The sequence below is a fragment of the Streptomyces rapamycinicus NRRL 5491 genome, assembly GCF_024298965.1.
GTDB classification, from domain to species: domain Bacteria; phylum Actinomycetota; class Actinomycetes; order Streptomycetales; family Streptomycetaceae; genus Streptomyces; species Streptomyces rapamycinicus.
Map to the genome: position 1 here is coordinate 10,756,659 of NZ_CP085193.1, position 16,169 is coordinate 10,772,827.

Below are 16,169 nucleotides of genomic sequence, written 5' to 3' on the forward strand. Positions count from 1 at the left end.
TCGAGGCCGTTCTCCAGTTCAGAGGGAAGGCAGCGGAAAGCAGGCGTAACGACACGGCTCATGATTCTCCGTGCTCGGAGAGGTTGCCCGCGCATCGCGTTGGTCAAGTGACCGCCCGGGTGGGAGATCCGCCGTGCGACCCCTCAGGGCGACGCCGCGCGTTCCTCGAGCTTGAGTCGTCGGGCTTGCTCGGAGGTCACTTCCGGGTGTCGATCGCAGAGTGATCGCCGCAGCAGCTCAGGGGCGGAGGGCTCGGCATCTCTTGAGAGAATCACTTGTTTCAATCACTTGACCGACTTACGTCCCCGCCCTACTGTTTTCCCACCGCAAGGGCCTCGGAGTTGGACGACACCGTCTCTGGCCCACCTGGAACAACAGACTCAGTCAGCACACGGACGTCGGCTTGCGGACTCCGCTGCGCCGCGGGTGAAGGCTGGCGCGTTCGTTGCGTATCCGCTTCTCCGCCCCCCTCCCTGTCCCTCTTCTCCTCGACGAGGAGCGCTGCAATGACGCAGACCCGAACGGAAACGGCCTCCGAGCCGCCGCCCGACAAGCCTGAAACCACGGTGCCGGAGGCTGAGGAGCCCGTCCGCTCGATCCGTGCTTTCGTGATGATCCTCATCGCCCTGCTGTGGCCCCTGGAGGTGGTGAGCCTCTCTTACAATCTCGTGGTTCCGGCGGCGACGGATGTCGCCGTGCACTTCCGGACGCAGCAGGTGGGATGGCTGTTCACCGTCCTGACGCTGGTTGGCGCGGTCGCCGGGCCGATCATGACAAAGCTGGGAGATATCCACGGCAAGAAGAAGGTCATGGTCTTCGGAGCCGCCGCGGCCTCGGTCGGCGGAATCCTCGCCGCCATGGCACCGAACTTCGCGGTTCTCCTGGCGGGCCGGGCCCTTCAGGGGCTGCTGTTGCCGCTGGTAGCTCTCTCGTACTCGTTGATGCGCGACATCTTTCCCGCTCGCTGGGTGGCCTTCTCCGCGAGTCTGACCGTGGGCGGGACGGGGCTGGTGACCGTCAGCGGACCGTTCATCGCGGGATATCTCATCGACAACCACGGATTCCGCGCCGTCTTCTGGCTGCTCATGGCCATGACGGTGATCGCCTTCTGTGGCCTTCTCGCGGTGCCGGAGTCGGATGTGCGGGCCCGCTCCAGGCTCGACTGGCCGGGGGCCACGCTGCTCGGCATCGGTATCGGCCTCGTACTCCTGGGGCTCAGCGAGTCGACGACTTGGACCTGGTCGTCCTTCAAGACACTGGGCTGCGTCTTCGGAGGGCTCGCCCTTACCGCCGTCTGGCTCGCCGTGGAGAGGAGGACTCGGGAACCTCTCGTCGACCTGGGTCTCGTATCGCGTCGCCCCGTCCTGACGACCATCGTCGTGGCAGGCCTGGCCTACGGAGCGGTGGGGGCCTACACGACGATCCTGCCGATGATGGCTCAGACACCGCGAGCGCTCGGACACGACTACGGCTTCGGCTCCACGGCGATGCAGCTCACGCTGTTCACCGTCCCTGCCGGGATCGCCACTACGGTGCCGAGCTTTGTGGTGGGCCTCTACATGCGGAGGATAGGCCCACGTCTGCCGGCCATCGCGGGTTCGACGGTGATGACGCTCGCAGCTCTTTACACGGCTCTGTGGCACAGCGAGAAGTGGCAGGTCATCGTCGGTTTCACGGTTCTTGGCGCCGGTGCGAGCCTGGTATACGCCGCGATACCCAACCTGGTCATCGAGGCGAGTCCCGCCGATCAGCAGGGCATTACGGCGGGCATGACCGGTCTGCTCCAGACACTGGGCTCCACGGCGGCCATCCAGGTGGTCTTCGTCGTCCTGCTCCAGAACATCGGGGTGCTGGTGCAGGGCAGCCCCGTCTACACGGACAGCGGATATGCGGTGGGGTTCGTGACCTGTGCCGGACTCGCGTTCGTGGCGGTGGTCGTGGGGATCCTCATCCCGCACGGCAGGCCCGCGCGGCAGACGGAGGAAACGCTCGCACCCGCCTGACACCTCCAGCAGGATGAAGGGGCCGGAGCGGATCATCCGCTCCGGCCCCTTTGCCCTTCTCCGGTTGTCCTCACGCTCCGGTGGCCGCCGCCTCCTCCGGAGAGAGAATGGCCGCTCCGGGGAGGTCGTGGCGGATCAGGATTTTGACGTGCTCGATGGCGCCGGGACGGCCGGGACGGAGCGCGGCGAATACCTCGGCCGTGCCGCCGAGCCCCGCGTATCCGGTGACCATGAGGGCCGGGTCGAACCGGCCGGTCTTGAGGTGGTCGAAGGCGCGGTGGAACGCGTGGTACTGCGTGTCTCCGAAGCCTGGTCCCCCGACGAACTCGACGGAGGTGTTCCGCAGGATCCCGGTGACGGGCCGAAACGACTCCTCGCGCATCGCGGCCCCGATGACCACGATCTTCGTGAAGCTCGGCGCGGTCGCCATCAACGAGCCGATCAGACCCGGAGCGCCCGATGCCTCGATGATGTGCAGACGCTGTCCGGAGGGGGCGCGCTCTCGCCACACCTGTAGAGGGTCGTCGACGAGTGGGTCGACCGCGGCGTGGGCGCCGTAGGCGAGTGCGATCTCCCGGCGTCGGGCGGAGGGATCGGAGACTACGATGGGCGAGGCGCCCCGCGCCGACAGCTCGATGACCGCGCCCAGCCCTACGGGGCCACTGCCGGTGACCAGAGTGCCATCGTTCTCTGTGATGCCCGAACGTATGACGCCGTTCACGCCGGTGGCCAGTGGCTCCGTCACCGCTGCCAGTACGGGTGACACTCCGTCCGGGATTTTCAGGTGTCCGTATGCGCCGACGACCAGGCGTTCGGCGAGCCCCCCGGGGTAGTCGTCGGCGTATCCGACGGTGTGGACCTGCCCGGACGGGTCGGTCACGCCGGGGAGTACCACCAGAGCGTCCCCGGCGGCGTACTCTTCCTCGGCGCCCTTGCCCGCCTCAACCACCCGGGCGGTGAATTCGTGCCCCATGACCAGCCCCCTGGCAGGGTCGAAGACCTCTCCCAGCGCTCCGGTCTCGTAGTGTGCGGCCAGGAATTCGTCGGTGTGCTGCCAGGCGGAGAGATCGCTGCCGCATACGCCTGTGGCGATGGGCTCGACCAGCAGCTGACCTGCTTCGGGGCGCGGCTCCGGGAGCTCTTCGACAGTGATCTTCCCTGACCGCATGACTGCTGCGCGCACCCCGGCACCTCCTTTCGTCGTGCTACGGCCGATTCGTTCCACGCCGTATATCCAGGGGATCCGATCGTCCGATCGAATCGCTTGATGGAATCACGGATGAGGTCTGGCGGGAAGAGGGGGGAGCGGCTCTAGCGGGACGATGCGCGGGCCCTGCGTTCTGTGGCCCCCTGCAACGCATGGACGAGGCCGCCGGTGGCGAAGTCGATCAGTGCTTCGCGTCCGCCCAGCTCCTGTGGCCCGTCAGCTTCGGGCTCGTCGCCGGGAGTGCGGGCCAGGAGCAGGACGACCGCTTCGACTGCCAGCCTCCAGGTGTTTTCGAGATCGTCCGGACGTGCGTCGGGGAATGCCCGGCGCACGAGTGCCTGCAGTCGTTCGGTGGCCGGAGTGGAAAGTGCTTCCATCTCCCGGCTGCCGCTCAGGATGAGTTGTCCCGTGATGGCGAGCCAGCGGCCGCCGCCGATATGGTCCCGTTCCAGCAGTGCGAGGTAAGGCGCCACCACCGTCTCCATGACGTCGCGAGCGTTGGGTTGTGCCTTCTGTGTCAGCAGTTGGTCACACCGCTCGGCGATGTCGGCGACGACGGAACGGCCGCGCCGCTCGAGTACCGCGGTGAGCAACGCTTCCCTGGAACCGAAGTGGTAGTGCACGGCGGCGGGTGCCAGGCCCGCGGCGGAGTTGACCGCGCGGATCGACACGGCCTCCACGCCCTGCTCGGCGAAAAGCTTCTCCGCCGCGTCCATCAGCGCCTCGCGAGTGGCCTCGCCGTCATGCGGACCCTTGCGGCGCTTCTTCTGATCGACCACACGCATTCCCTGGATGTCGGTTCCGGCAACGACTGTGGTCCCGACCCTATCCGTGCGCTCTTGAGTGGGCACCGCATCCGTTCGAATCAGTGGGCTGAATCACTTGTTCCGATCAATTGATCGGCGTAATCTCCTCGCAACGCGGCGGACACGGATCCCACCAGGTCTTGTGTGCCCGAACACCCCAGCACCCTTCCGCGGCAGTCCGCGCGGTTCCGATGCTCAAGGAGGCGGAATGACGCCCCGCAAACGACGGGCGACCGAAGTCGGCCCGGACCCCGAGTTCCTGCTACGGCTCTTCACCACGGTTGCCAGGGCCCGGGCCTTGGAGGACGCGCTGAGCGTTCATATCCGGGACCACGGGTTCGCCGGTTTCTGGCATCCGGGCAAGGGACAGGAGGCAGCGGCGGCAGGGGCCTGCGCCGCACTGCGCCAGGATGACTACCTCTTCTACCAGGGGCGCGGCGCGACGTGGCCACTGGCGAAGGGGATGGGGCTTCAGCCGGTCATCGGCGATCTGCTGGGGAGGGTCACCGGTTCGACGGGTGGCAGGGGTGCGGGGGTACCCCACTGGGCCGACCCCTCGCTGGGGATCATGGGAGAGGGCGCGACCCTGGGAAGTGTCTACCCCCTGGCCGCCGGCGCCGCACTGTCGGCGAAGCTGCGCGGAACCGATCAGATCGCTCTCGCCGACTTCGGTGACGGCACCTCCCACCGCGGAACCTTCCACGAAACCTTGATCCAGTCGTCGGTGTGGAAGCTGCCGCTCATCTACTTCTGTGAGAACAACGGCATCTCGGTATCCACTCCCTTCCACGAGGTCAGTCCCACCGAGAACGTGGCCGACCGGGCCGTCGCCTACGGTGTGCCCGGTGTGATCGTGGACGGGCATGATGCCGTCGAGGTCCACCGGGCCACGGCGGAGGCGGTCGCCCGAGCCCGTGCCGGAGAGGGGCCCACCCTCATCGAGGCCAAGGTCACCAGGGTCGGCGGGCACTGGGAGGGCGATGCGCAGCAGTACCGCGCGACCGACTATCTCGACGGTTACCGGGATCCGCTCGATGTCCTGCGGGAGCATCTCGGCGCGGAATACGAGGAGGCCGCCGACAAGATCGTCGGCGCGGCCGAGGCCGAGGTGGCGGAAGAGCTGCGTACCGCCGAGGCGGCCGAACTACCCGACCCCGGGATCATTCTGAAGGACGTGTTCGCGTGACTACCACGGAGACAATCCCCGCGCCCCCTGCTCAGGGCACCGCGGTGATGACCTATCAGGCCGCTCAGGGCGCGGCGCTGGCCGAGGAGATGCGCCGCGACCCGACGGTCTTCTGCATGGGCCAGGATCTGCGCAACGGAGGCTTCTTCGGCGGCACTCGGGGCATGGTCGAGGAGTTCGGGCCCCAGCGAGTGATCGACACCGGAATCACCGAGGCGTTCATGGCCGGATGCGCGGCGGGCGCGGCGATGACCGGCATGCGGCCGGTGGTGCAGATGGGATTCGCCGACTTCTCCCTCATCGCCGGGGACGAGATTTTCCAGAAGCTCGGCAAGTGGCGGTCCATGCACGGTGGCCAGTTCGAGTTGCCCGCCGTCATCATCATGCCGATCGGACCCAGCGGTGGCGCCGGGCCGGAGCACTCGGGCTCGATGGAGATGCTGGGCATGCACTTCCCCGGGGTGAAGGTCGTCGTACCTTCCGACCCCTGGGACGCCAAGGCGTTGCTGAAGGCGGCGATCCGGGACCCCAACCCCGTGCTCTACTACCCGAGCAAGCAGCTGGACTGGAAGCGCGGGCCAGTCTCCACCGACACCGAGCACCTCGTGCCGCTGGGACAGGCCACGGTCCGCCGGGCCGGTTCAACCGCCACTGTGATCGCGTACGGGTGTATGACGCCCCGTGCCGTCGAGGCGGCCGGGATTCTCGCGCCCGAGGGGATCGAACTGGACGTCATCGATCTGCGCACGCTCGTTCCCCTGGATCTGGACACGGTCACCACCTCCGTACTTCGCACGCACCGCGCCCTGATCGTCCACGAGGCGCCCAGGACCGCCGGGCCGGGCGCCGAGATCGCCGCCGCCATACAGGAGCGCTGCTTCTGGGACCTGGAGGCCCCCGTGATGCGCCTGGGCGCGGTGGACGCGCCCATACCGGCCAGCCGCTTCCTGGAAGAGCACTGCTTCCCGAGCGTGGACGACATCACGCGGGCCGCCCGTCGGCTCGCACACACCTGACACGCGACGCGCCGAGCAGCCGGAGACCCCACATGACGACACTGATCGACATCCGCCTGCCCCACATGGGGTCGGTTGAACGAGCGGTCATCACCGCCTGGCACAAGACCGCCGGCGACAAGGTGGCTGTTGACGACCCCCTGCTGGACGTGTCGACGGACAAGGTCGACACGGAGGTGCCCTCTCCCTCGGAGGGCACATTGGTGAGGGTCCTCGCCGAAGCAGGTCAAGAGGTGCCGGTGGGCGAGGTGATCGCCCAGTTCGCTCCGGCCCAGGCCACCGCCGAGGAGGTCGCCGCGGCCCTGGGCAGGGCAGTACAGGAGGCTCCTGTACGGGAACGGGACGTCACCGCGCCGGTGGCCACGACGCCCCGTGCGCCGGCCGCGGAGGCCCCCGCGGTATCGCCCCTGCCGGAGCAGGACGTACGGGGAGTCTCGCTGGTCCTGGGGGCAGCCCTCCGGCACCTGGCCGCCCCGGCGATTCACAGGCCGCGGCCGGCGACCTCTCCGCTGGTACGACGCATGGCCAAGGAGGCCGGAATCGACCTCGGTGACGTCACCGGAAGTGGGCCCGGCGGACGTGTGACCAGGACTGATGTGCAACGCTATCTGGACGTGGCATCCCAGACACCTCCCGTCCGCCGGGACACACCAGCGGACACCCCGACCGTGCCGGAGCCGACGGCCACGAACACCGTCAGTTGCCCGGATGGATACCAGGATCTGCCACACGAGGCGGTGCCACACAGCCCGATCCGCAAGGCGATCGCGGCGCACATGGTGGAGTCGGTCAGCACGGCACCGCAGCTCACCGCGCAGGTCGACGTGGACTTCTCACGCGTCATGGCGGCGCGCGAGGAGACCAACGCGGGCCGCGCCCGGCGCGGGCTGGGCAAACTCAGCCTGCTGCCCTTCGTCGCCCGTGCCGCCGTCGCGATGCTGCGCGATCATCCGGATGTGAACGGGACATTCACCGCCACGCATCTGCTGCGCTGGGGCTCTGTGAACCTCGGCATCGCCGTGGACGCGGACTCCGGACTCTACGTACCCGTCATCCGCAACGCGCAGCGGCTCAGCCTGGAGGGTCTCGCGGACGCCATCGCCGATCTGAGCGAGCGAGCACGAGGACGCAAGCTGACGGCTCTGGACCTCGCACAGGGCACCTTCACCATCAGCAACTCCGGCAGTGTCGGCGGCGTCATCTCCACTCCGATCCTGACCCGCCCCCAGGTCGCCTCCCTCGGTGTACCCGCCGTGGTGCGACAGCCCGTGGCAGTGAGGGGGAAGGACGGTGAGGAATACGTCGCCATCAGGCCGGTCGCCCGGCTGGGACTGACCTTCGACCACCGCGCGATGGATGGCTCTGACGCCCTGCGCGCCCTGCTCTCGATCCAGCGGAATCTCCAGGAATGGCCCGCCGAAGCCTACCGATGACCGCAAGGAGGAACACACGATGCCAGGAAGCGTCATCATCGCCGGGGCGAGAACCCCGATCGGCAAAATGCTCGGTTCGCTCGGCGGGCTGACCGCCCCGCAACTCGGTGCGACAGCGATCTCCGCCGCGTTGGAACGCGCGGGCGTGGCGCCGAGCGAAGTCGACGCCGTCGTCATGGGAACGGCCGTCCAGGCGGGCGTGGGGCCCAACCCGGCCCGTCAGGCCGCCGCTGCCGCGGGTCTTGCCATGGATGTGCCCGCCACGACCGTCAACAAGTTGTGCCTGTCCGGCCTGCACGCCGTCGCGCTGGCGGACCTCCTCGTCTCCTCCGGTCAGCACGAGGTGGTGGTCGCGGGCGGTATGGAGTCGATGACCCACGCCCCCTATCTGCTGCCCGGGGCCCGCCGGGGATACCACTACGGCCCTGCCGACGCACAGGACGCCCTGGACGCCGACGCCCTGGTATGCGCGTTCGATGGGATCTCCATGGGAGCGGCCACCGAGCGGTACCAAACCGGGCTCGGCATCTCCCGGCAGGAGCAGGACGCCTTCGCCGCCCGGTCACATCGACGGGCCGCTGTCGCGGCCTCGGACGGACGCCTCGCCGAGGAGATCGTTCCCGTGACGGTTCCAGGACGCCGGGAGGACCGCCTTGTCGACTCCGATGAGGGGATCCGGCCCGATACAACGCCCGGGACTCTGGCCCGACTCCGCCCGGCATTCGCCCCCGACGGGACGATCACCGCGGGCTCGTCCTCACAGTTGTCCGACGGCGCGTGCGCCCTGGTCGTGACCAGCCGTGAGCGCGCCGAGTCCCTGGGAGTGCGGCCGCTTGCCGCGATCGGGGCGTACGGCAGTGTCGCGGGCCCGGATCCCTCGCTGTTGTCCCAGCCGGCGGGCGCCGTGCGCGACGCACTCCGCCGCGACGGTGGCCTCACCATCCACGACCTCGACCTGCTGGAGATCAACGAGGCGTTCGCCGGGGTCGCCCTGCGATCCATGCGGGAACTGGATGTGGATCCCGAGAAGGTCAATGTCAACGGTGGAGCCATCGCTCTCGGCCACCCCGTCGGGATGAGCGGTGCCCGCCTGGTGCTGTCCCTCGCCCTGGAACTCCGCCGGCGCGGGGACACAACCGGCGTGGCCGCGTTGTGCGGCGGCGGTGGGCAAGGTGACGCGCTTCTGCTGAAGAGCGGCGCCGCTACATGAGCCGGAACGTGCCCCCATTCGTGCCGAACGATTCCTCGGGGCACGAGACGGTGCCAGGAATCGACACGGAGCGGCTGGCCGCTTTCCTGAGCCGCGCCGTGACCGTCCACGCCCACGCCGGAGACCCCCTGAGGGTGACGTTGCTCTCGGGAGGGCGCTCCAACCTCACCTACCGCCTCACCTGGGGACCACACGACTGGGTAATGCGCCGCCCCCCGCTGGGACATGTGCTGGAGTCCGCACACGACATGGGCCGTGAAGCGCGCGTGCTCACGGCCCTCGCACCAACGGCGGTGCCGGTCCCGGAGGTGGTCGCCGTCTGTGCGGACGACTCCGTGCTCGGCGCGCCCTTCTATGTGATGGAAACGGTCGACGGCTGGGTGCCTCGATCCGACGAGGATCTCGCACGCCTGGAGCGGGAGGCGGCCCGGAGCCTGGCGGACGGGTTCGTCGACACCCTCGCCGACCTGCACAACGTAGATCCCGGCGAGGCCGGGCTCGCGGACTTCGGCAGACCCGAGGGCTATCTGGAACGCCAGCTGCGCCGCTGGGCTCAACAGCTCGCCTCCTCCCGAAGCCGGGAAATCGACGGCTTCGAGGAACTCGCTCGGCGACTCGCCGAGCGGACGCCCCCCTTGCAGCGCGGCGCCATCGTGCACGGGGATTTCCGTCTCGACAACGTCGTGGTGGATCCCGAGCGGCCCGGCCGCCCGCGTGCCGTCCTGGACTGGGAGATGGCCACCCTCGGGGACCCGCTCGCCGACCTGGGGCTGTTCCACCTCTACTGGATCGGCTGGGCCGGGATCGAGAATCCCATCGCCGGCACCCCCGGCCTGTGCCCCGGATTCCCGCCATGGGAGGAACTCGCGGCCCGGTATGCCGCGCGCACCGGACTGGAGTTGGAACACCTGGACTGGTACCTGGCGTTCGCGCCCTACAAGCTCGCCGTGATCCTGGAAGGCATCCACTTCCGGCACCGCCAGGGGCTCACCGTCGGTGAGGGATTCGAGGCCATCGCCGGCATGGTCCCCCTCCTCGTCGACCGGGGACTCGCCGCCCTCAACCGCTGACCGCTCGCACACCTCAGGCCGCGCACCGGCCTCCGCACCGCACTCAGGGAACGGAATGGACTTCACTCCCGACAAACGATCCGCCGCTCTGCACGAAAACCTCGTCGATTTCATGCACACCCGGGTCCTTCCGGCCGAGGAGCGGTTCGTTGAACCGCACTTCGCGCCGGGCTCGGCCGTTCCTCCCGGCGTGCCGGAGACGGGCTGGGGCCGTCCGCCCGTCATGGCCGAGCTGCGGAGTGAAGCACGAGACCGTGGGCTGTGGAATCTGTTTCTGCCGCACTCGCCGCTGGGAGCGGGCTTGACCAACCTGCAGTACGCTCCGCTCGCCGAGGTCACGGGATGGAGCCCGTTGGTGGCCCCCGAGGCGCTGAACTGTGCGGCGCCCGACACCGGCAACATGGAACTGCTCTCGCTGTTCGGCACTCCCGAGCAGCAGGAACGGTGGCTGGGGCCCCTCCTGGACGCGCGTATACGTTCCGCCTATTGCATGACCGAACCGGCTGTCGCCTCCTCCGACGCGGCCAATATCGCCACCCGTGCACGCCGCGACGGCGATGAGTATGTGCTGAACGGACGGAAGTGGTGGTCCACCGGAGCTCTGGCACCGGAATGCGAACTTCTGGTCGTCCTCGCGGTCACCGACCCCGATACCGAGCCGCGACGCCGCCAGAGCATCCTGCTCGTACCGCGAGACACCCCGGGTGTGCGTGTGGTGCGGGGGTTGTCGGTGTTCGGCTTCACCGACGCGAGCCACGGCGGCCACGCGGAAGTCGTCTTCGACGATGCCCGGATCCCGGTCGCGAACATCCTGGGAGCGGAGGGCGACGGGGGGCGTCTCGCCCAGGCCCGGCTCGGCCCCGGCCGTATTCACCACTGCATGCGCCTGGTGGGCATGGCCGAGCGCGCCCTGCAGCTGATGTGCCGCCGGGCCGGGGAACGGAGTGCCTTCGGACAGCCCCTGGCCGGCCACGGCGCCGTACTGGAGTCGATCGCCGAGGCCCGCGTCCGTATCGACCAGCTACGACTGATGGTGCTCCACGCCGCTTGGCTCATCGACGAGCGTGGTGCCCGGGCCGCTCGCACCGAGATATCCGCCATCAAGGTCGCCGCGCCGCGTACCGCGGAATGGGTGATCGACCAGGCCATACAGGTGCATGGCGCTGCCGGTATGGCCCAGGATCTGCCGTTGGCGACACTGTGGGCACAGGCCCGTGGTCTGAGGTTCGCCGACGGCCCGGACGAGGTGCACCGCATGGTGCTGGGCCGTCGGGAACTCCGCCGCCAGGCGGATCTGTGTCAGGCAGGCCACGAGGGCGTCACGACGATCCCGTCCTGGGGAGGCGCACAGTGACGTCCCGGCCTGCCGCACGGATACAACCGGACCATGCCCCTTCCTCGCCGGTACGACTCGAGCGGGACGGGGCCCTGGCCAGGATCGTGTTGGCGCACGCGCACACCGGCAACGCCTTCGACCTCGGCTTCGTCAGGGCCCTGCGAGACGCCGTGGCACAGCTCGCACACTGGACCGAGGAAGCGGACTCCGAGAAGATCGAAGCCGTGCTGCTGAGCGCCGAAGGACCCAACTTCAGCGTCGGCGGCGACCTGCGGGCCTTCGTCGCCGAGCAGGACGCGGTGGGCGGATACGTCCGCGAGGTCGCCGAGACCGCCCACGAAGCGGTGCTCGGGCTGGCCGGACTGTACGTTCCGGTGGTCGCCGAGGTACAGGGTGCGGTGGCCGGCGGCGCGGTCGGGCTCACCCTGACGGCGGACCTGGTGGTGGCCGCCCGTGGCGCGAAGGTGAGGCTGGGCTACACGGCGCTGGGGCTGACCCCCGACTGCGGGGCGTCGTGGCTGTTGCCCCGTCTGCTCGGGGAGCGGCGCGCGCTCGACCTGCTGCTCACCAATCGTGTGCTCCCGGCCGCGGAGGCCGAGGCGTGGGGACTCGTCAATCGCGTCGTCGATGACGCCGAACTTCCCTCCGCAGCCGAAGCGCTGGCCCGTTCACTGGTGGACGGCCACGGGCTCGCCCTGTCGCGGGCCAAGCTCCTGGTGCGCGGCGACCGGCTCGACGGCCTGCGCGATCACCTCGAATGCGAAGCGGAGTTCATCGCCGCGGCCAGCGCTCGGCCACGGACCAGGAAGGCCATGGAGGACTTCCTCGCCGGGACGCGTCCGAAGCGGGGACACCGCGCCCGCTGACACCACAGCCGGGCGGACACGCGTCGGCCTGAGCACTCGGTGGGGTTCGTCATGGCCGCCGTTCTCTTCGACGGCCATGACACCTTCCACCACCGTCGGGGCTCACGGCGCCAGGACGAGGGATCGGCATGCGGCCGGGGTTCCCCAGGCATCACGGAGGGCGCGGGCTTTGCGGATCCACAGGGACAGGTCCAGTTCCTCGGTGTAGCCGAGCGCGCCATGTACCTGTAGAGCTGTGCGTGAGGCGGCGTAGGCAGCCTCGCCCGCGGCCACTTTCGCCGCCGCGCACTCCCGGTGGGCGGACGGGGCGTCCGAGGCCAGGGCCAGGGCGGCGGAGTGGATCAGAGGCTGGGCGAACTCCAATGCGAGGAGAACGTCCGCCAGGCGGTGTTTCACGGCCTGGAACGAGCCGATGGCGACTCCGAACTGGGTGCGCTGGGTGGCGTACGCGACGGTGTGGTCCAGCAGCGCGCGGCCGAGCCCCAGGGCCTGGGCGGCTGTTGTCAGGGCCGCCACATCGGTGGTGTACGCGGCCGCTGCCCGGACCGTGGGCCCCTCGACGAGGACCGTTGCGCCCGTCGGACGGGACAATCGGCGGGCCGGATCGGAGGAACGCTGAAGCGGGCCGCCCCCCGCTGCCAGCCATACGGTCTCGTCCTCGACGACGAATACGGCGTCGGCCGCGTCCGCGTCGAGCGCGTAAGGGCTCCCGGTATCGGGCACGCACAGGGAGACGAGCGCCGCGCCGGTGGCGATCCGCGGCAGCCACGTCTCGGCAGAGGCGTGGTCGCCGAGCCGGTCGAGGAGGGCGGCCGCGGCGACGGTTTCCACCAGCGGACCCGGTACGGCGTGGCGGCCCAGTTCGGTGAAGGCGACGCTCAGTTCGACAGGTAGCGGGCCCAGGCCCTGGTGTCGCTCCGGTACGGCGAGGCCGAAGACTCCCGCGTCGGCGAGCCGACTCCACAGGGTGCGGCCGGGGTCCGGGTCCCCGGCCGCCCAGGACCGTATCGTGCTTGGTGTGTCCGACGATCCGAGCATGCCGTCCAAGGTCTTCGCGAACGCACGCTGCTCGGTGTCGAGGAGGAACCGCATCACCGGCGTCCTTTCGGCAGGCCGAGCAGCCGCTCGGCGATGATGTCACGCTGGATCTCGTTGGTTCCGGCGTAGATGGGTCCCGCGAGGGAGAAGGTGTAGCCCTCGGCCCAACCGCCGCCCTCCGGCGCGTCCTCGGCGTCGTCGGCAAGCTCCCCGTAGGGGCCGAGCAGGTCGAGGGCGGTCTCGTGGAGCGCGATGTCCAGCTCCGACCAGAAGACCTTGTTGAGGCTGGACTCCGCGCCGATCGACTCTCCGGCCGCGATCCGCGAGACGCTCGCGTAGGCGAAGAGTTCATACGCGCGGGCGCCGATCATCGCGTCGGCCACGCGATCGCGCAGGGCCGTGTCCGCCGGGTCGGCCTCATCACGCCACAGCTGCGCCAACCGGTCTGCGGCGGCCGTGAAGCGGCCGGGGCTGCGCAGGGTCAGCCCGCGCTCGTTGCCCGCGGTGCTCATCGCCACTCGCCAGCCCTCACCCGGCGTTCCGATGACGTCCTCGTCGGGTACGAAGACGTCCTCCAGGAAGAGTTCGGCGAAGGCGGGCTTGCCGTCGAGGCGCCCGATGGGCCGGACCGTCACGCCCGGCGCGTCCAGGGGGAACATCAGATACGTCAGCCCCCGGTGTGGCTTGTCCGCTGCCGGATCGCTGCGGAAGAGGCCGAAGGCCCGGTCGGCGAAGGCGGCCCGGGAGGACCAGGTCTTCTGACCGCTCAGCCGCCAGCCGCCTTCGGTCCGCTGGGCCGTGGAGCGCAGACGTGCGAGGTCGGAGCCCGCCTCCGGCTCGGACCAGGCCTGAGCCCAGATGACTTCGCCACTCGCCATGGGCGGCAGGACGCGGGCGCGCTGCTCCGGTGTGCCGTGCTCGAAGAGGGTGGGGGCGAGGAGGTTGATGCCGTTCTGGCTGACCCGGCCGGGTGCGTCCGCCGCGTAGTACTCCTCCTCGAAGATCAGCCATTGGAGCAGCGAGGCACCTCGGCCGCCATGTTCCTCGGGCCAGGAGACGACCGACCACCGGTCGGCGAAGAGGGCGCGCTCCCACTCCCGGTGGGCCTCGAACCCCTCCGCGGTCTCCAGGGAGGGCAGGCGAGAGCTGGGGACATGTGCGGTGAGCCAGGCGCGGGCCTCAGCCCGGAACGTGTTCTCGGCGGCGCTGAAGTCGAGGTCCATCAGGTGCCGGCCTCCTTCATCGCGCGGACGTCCATGCCGCCCAGGGCGTCAGGGGCCGTCTCGGCGTTGTGCGCGTGCGCCAGATGGTGCAGTCCGAAGACCGAGTCCATCCCGGTGTGCAGGCCCTGTAGATCCTCGGCCTGGTTGACGGCACGTTTGGTCAGCGCGAGCCCCATGCGTGGCATGCTGGCGATGCGCGTCGCCAGCTCCAGGGTGTGCTGCGTGAGTTCGGCGCGGGGGACGACCCGGTTGACCATCTGGACCTCGTACGCCCGCTGGGCGCTCATCCGCTCGCCGGTGTAGAGGAACTCCTTGGCGATCCGCGGGGGCATCACCCATGGGTGTGCGAAGTACTCGACACCGGGGATCCCCATGCGTACCACCGGGTCGGCGAAGAACGCGTCGTCGGAGGCGATGATCAGGTCGCAGATCCAGGCGAGCATCAATCCGCCCGCGACGCAGGCGCCCTGCACCGACGCGATGACCGGCTTGGGCAGCTCACGCCACCGTCGGCACATGCCCAGATAGACCTCGGACTCACGGGCGAAGCGGCTCTCCGCGCCCTTCTTGTCCGAGTGGTCCCACCACAGCCCGGCTTTGCGGTCGAACGGCAGATGGGCGTCCCGCTCGGGGGTGCCGATGTCATGTCCGGCGGAGAAGTGTTTCCCCGATCCGGCGAGGACCACCACCTTGATCTCGTTGTCCTCGGCGGCGCGGTAGAAGGCCCGGTCCAGGGCGTAGGTCATGGCGGAGTTCTGGGCATTGCGGTACTCCGGCCGGTTCATGGTGACGATCGCGACGGGGCCCCGGGTCTCGTAGTGCACCGGTTCGTCATGGGCAGCGGGCATCCCGCACTCCTTTTCTAACAAGTGTTTGGTAGGTTACCGTACGACCGTGAGCGCCGTCGAGGATCGAGGAGGCCCCCGTATGACCGCCGCAGGCCCGCCCCCGTATGTCCCCGGCCATGCCCTGCTCGACGGCCGCACCGCGGTGATCACCGCGGCCGCGGGCGCCGGGATCGGCGGGGCCACCGCGCGCAGATTCCTCGAGGAGGGCGCCCGCATCGTCATCGGCGATGCCCACGCTCGCCGGCTGAAGGAGACCTGCGACGCGCTGGCCGAGGAGTTCGGCGCCGACCGGGTCGCCGGTCTGCCCTGCGACGTCACCGACGAGCGGCAGATCACGGACCTGCTCGACCTCGCCGAGGAGCGCCACGGGCGCCTCGACATCGTGGTCAACAACGCCGGACTCGGCGGCACGGCCCGCCTCACCGAGATGACCGACGAGCAGTGGAGCACGGTCCTCGACGTGACCCTGAACGGAACCTTCCGCTGCACCCGCGCCGCGCTGCGCCGGATGGAGACAGCGGGCGCCGGAGGCGTGATCGTCAACAACGCCTCGGTTGTCGGCTGGCGCGCGCAGACCGGGCAGGCCCACTACGCCGCTGCCAAAGCCGGAGTCATGGCGCTGACCCGCTGCGCCGCCGCCGAGGCGGCCGAGTGCGGCGTGCGGGTCAACGCGGTCGCCCCTAGCCTCGCGATGCACCCGCACCTGGTGAAGGTGACCACGGCCGAACTGCTGGCGGAGCTCACCGAGCGCGAGGCGTTCGGCCGCTATGCCGAGCCCTGGGAGGTCGCCAACGTGATCGTCTTCCTGGCCGGCGACTACTCCTCGTACATGACCGGCGAGACCGTCTCGGTCAGCAGCCAGCGGGCGTGAGACGACAATGGCCGGGTGCCGAACACAAGGAACACCAGCGTGCCGGAGAGCGGCAA

Annotated in this window: 14 protein-coding genes; 9 read left to right on the plus strand and 5 right to left on the minus strand. The window is 69.4% G+C overall.

Features of this window, described 5'->3' with window-relative positions; translation table 11 throughout:
- The first annotated feature begins 506 nt into the window (after window positions 1–506).
- Entirely contained in the window at window positions 507–2,003 is a 1,497-nt protein-coding gene (locus tag LIV37_RS44760; RefSeq protein WP_020873681.1) for an MFS transporter, read from the plus strand.
- Window positions 2,004–2,073: 70 nt separating this feature from the next.
- Here LIV37_RS44760 and LIV37_RS44765 read toward each other — a convergent pair whose 3' ends face one another.
- Both LIV37_RS44765 and LIV37_RS44770 read right to left on the minus strand, forming a co-directional pair.
- Entirely contained in the window at window positions 2,074–3,186 is a 1,113-nt protein-coding gene (locus tag LIV37_RS44765) for a zinc-binding dehydrogenase (protein WP_121826621.1), read from the minus strand.
- 128 nt (window positions 3,187–3,314) lie between these two features.
- On the minus strand, window positions 3,315–3,989 hold the full coding sequence (locus tag LIV37_RS44770; RefSeq protein WP_243146545.1) for a TetR/AcrR family transcriptional regulator: 675 nt from the start codon (window positions 3,987–3,989) through the stop codon (window positions 3,315–3,317).
- 235 nt (window positions 3,990–4,224) lie between these two features.
- Here LIV37_RS44770 and LIV37_RS44775 point away from each other — a divergent pair, with 235 nt between their 5' ends.
- The 7 genes from LIV37_RS44775 to LIV37_RS44805 are packed head-to-tail and all read left to right on the plus strand — an operon-like array spanning window position 4,225 to window position 12,133.
- Entirely contained in the window at window positions 4,225–5,202 is a 978-nt protein-coding gene (locus LIV37_RS44775; protein ID WP_020873684.1) for a thiamine pyrophosphate-dependent dehydrogenase E1 component subunit alpha, read from the plus strand.
- Window positions 5,199–6,218 (plus strand): alpha-ketoacid dehydrogenase subunit beta, encoded by a 1,020-nt coding sequence (locus LIV37_RS44780; RefSeq protein WP_202979704.1) that lies wholly within the window; start codon window positions 5,199–5,201, stop codon window positions 6,216–6,218. The genes LIV37_RS44775 and LIV37_RS44780 overlap by 4 nt, the downstream gene beginning before the upstream one ends.
- A 32-nt stretch (window positions 6,219–6,250) precedes the next feature.
- Window positions 6,251–7,651: a dihydrolipoamide acetyltransferase family protein gene (locus LIV37_RS44785; RefSeq protein WP_020873686.1), complete on the plus strand. Its 1,401-nt coding sequence runs from the start codon at window positions 6,251–6,253 to the stop codon at window positions 7,649–7,651.
- Between the two features lie 19 nt (window positions 7,652–7,670).
- Complete coding sequence (locus LIV37_RS44790; protein ID WP_020873687.1) at window positions 7,671–8,861, plus strand: acetyl-CoA C-acyltransferase; 1,191 nt, start codon at window positions 7,671–7,673, stop codon at window positions 8,859–8,861.
- On the plus strand, window positions 8,858–9,931 hold the full coding sequence (locus tag LIV37_RS44795) for a phosphotransferase family protein (RefSeq protein ID WP_020873688.1): 1,074 nt from the start codon (window positions 8,858–8,860) through the stop codon (window positions 9,929–9,931). The genes LIV37_RS44790 and LIV37_RS44795 overlap by 4 nt, the downstream gene beginning before the upstream one ends.
- 55 nt (window positions 9,932–9,986) lie before the next feature.
- Window positions 9,987–11,285 carry an acyl-CoA dehydrogenase family protein gene (locus tag LIV37_RS44800; protein WP_020873689.1) on the plus strand — a complete coding sequence of 433 codons (1,299 nt, stop codon included), beginning with the start codon at window positions 9,987–9,989 and terminating at the stop codon, window positions 11,283–11,285.
- Window positions 11,282–12,133, plus strand: coding sequence for an enoyl-CoA hydratase/isomerase family protein (locus LIV37_RS44805; protein ID WP_276064758.1), 852 nt, complete (start codon window positions 11,282–11,284; stop codon window positions 12,131–12,133). Before LIV37_RS44800 ends, LIV37_RS44805 begins: the two co-directional genes overlap by 4 nt.
- Window positions 12,134–12,235: 102 nt before the next feature.
- Here LIV37_RS44805 and LIV37_RS44810 read toward each other — a convergent pair whose 3' ends face one another.
- Genes LIV37_RS44810 through LIV37_RS44820 form a run of 3 tightly spaced genes read right to left on the minus strand, consistent with a single transcriptional unit; the run spans window position 12,236 to window position 15,242 of the window.
- On the minus strand, window positions 12,236–13,225 hold the full coding sequence (locus tag LIV37_RS44810; protein WP_020873691.1) for an acyl-CoA dehydrogenase family protein: 990 nt from the start codon (window positions 13,223–13,225) through the stop codon (window positions 12,236–12,238).
- Window positions 13,225–14,394, minus strand: coding sequence for an acyl-CoA dehydrogenase family protein (locus tag LIV37_RS44815; protein ID WP_020873692.1), 1,170 nt, complete (start codon window positions 14,392–14,394; stop codon window positions 13,225–13,227). Before LIV37_RS44815 ends, LIV37_RS44810 begins: the two co-directional genes overlap by 1 nt.
- The gene (locus LIV37_RS44820) at window positions 14,394–15,242 is read right to left on the minus strand and encodes an enoyl-CoA hydratase (RefSeq protein WP_020873693.1); all 849 of its coding nucleotides are present in this window, start codon (window positions 15,240–15,242) and stop codon (window positions 14,394–14,396) included. Before LIV37_RS44820 ends, LIV37_RS44815 begins: the two co-directional genes overlap by 1 nt.
- A 79-nt stretch (window positions 15,243–15,321) precedes the next feature.
- Between LIV37_RS44820 and LIV37_RS44825 the strand changes: the two genes are divergently transcribed.
- The gene (locus LIV37_RS44825; RefSeq protein WP_020873694.1) at window positions 15,322–16,113 is read left to right on the plus strand and encodes an SDR family oxidoreductase; all 792 of its coding nucleotides are present in this window, start codon (window positions 15,322–15,324) and stop codon (window positions 16,111–16,113) included.
- The last annotated feature ends 56 nt before the right edge of the window (window positions 16,114–16,169 follow it).

Bases quoted from the DNA above. Each gene is read 5' to 3' on its own strand.
- LIV37_RS44795 (WP_020873688.1), top strand. From the start codon at position 8,858: ATGAGCCGGAACGTGCCCCCATTCGTGCCGAACGATTCCTCGGGGCAC.
- LIV37_RS44760 (WP_020873681.1), top strand. From the start codon at position 507: ATGACGCAGACCCGAACGGAAACGGCCTCCGAGCCGCCGCCCGACAAG.
- LIV37_RS44810 (WP_020873691.1), bottom strand. From the start codon at position 13,225: ATGCGGTTCCTCCTCGACACCGAGCAGCGTGCGTTCGCGAAGACCTTG.
- LIV37_RS44785 (WP_020873686.1), top strand. From the start codon at position 6,251: ATGACGACACTGATCGACATCCGCCTGCCCCACATGGGGTCGGTTGAA.
- LIV37_RS44820 (WP_020873693.1), bottom strand. From the start codon at position 15,242: ATGCCCGCTGCCCATGACGAACCGGTGCACTACGAGACCCGGGGCCCC.
- LIV37_RS44800 (WP_020873689.1), top strand. From the start codon at position 9,987: ATGGACTTCACTCCCGACAAACGATCCGCCGCTCTGCACGAAAACCTC.
- LIV37_RS44825 (WP_020873694.1), top strand. From the start codon at position 15,322: ATGACCGCCGCAGGCCCGCCCCCGTATGTCCCCGGCCATGCCCTGCTC.
- LIV37_RS44815 (WP_020873692.1), bottom strand. From the start codon at position 14,394: ATGGACCTCGACTTCAGCGCCGCCGAGAACACGTTCCGGGCTGAGGCC.
- LIV37_RS44775 (WP_020873684.1), top strand. From the start codon at position 4,225: ATGACGCCCCGCAAACGACGGGCGACCGAAGTCGGCCCGGACCCCGAG.
- LIV37_RS44790 (WP_020873687.1), top strand. From the start codon at position 7,671: ATGCCAGGAAGCGTCATCATCGCCGGGGCGAGAACCCCGATCGGCAAA.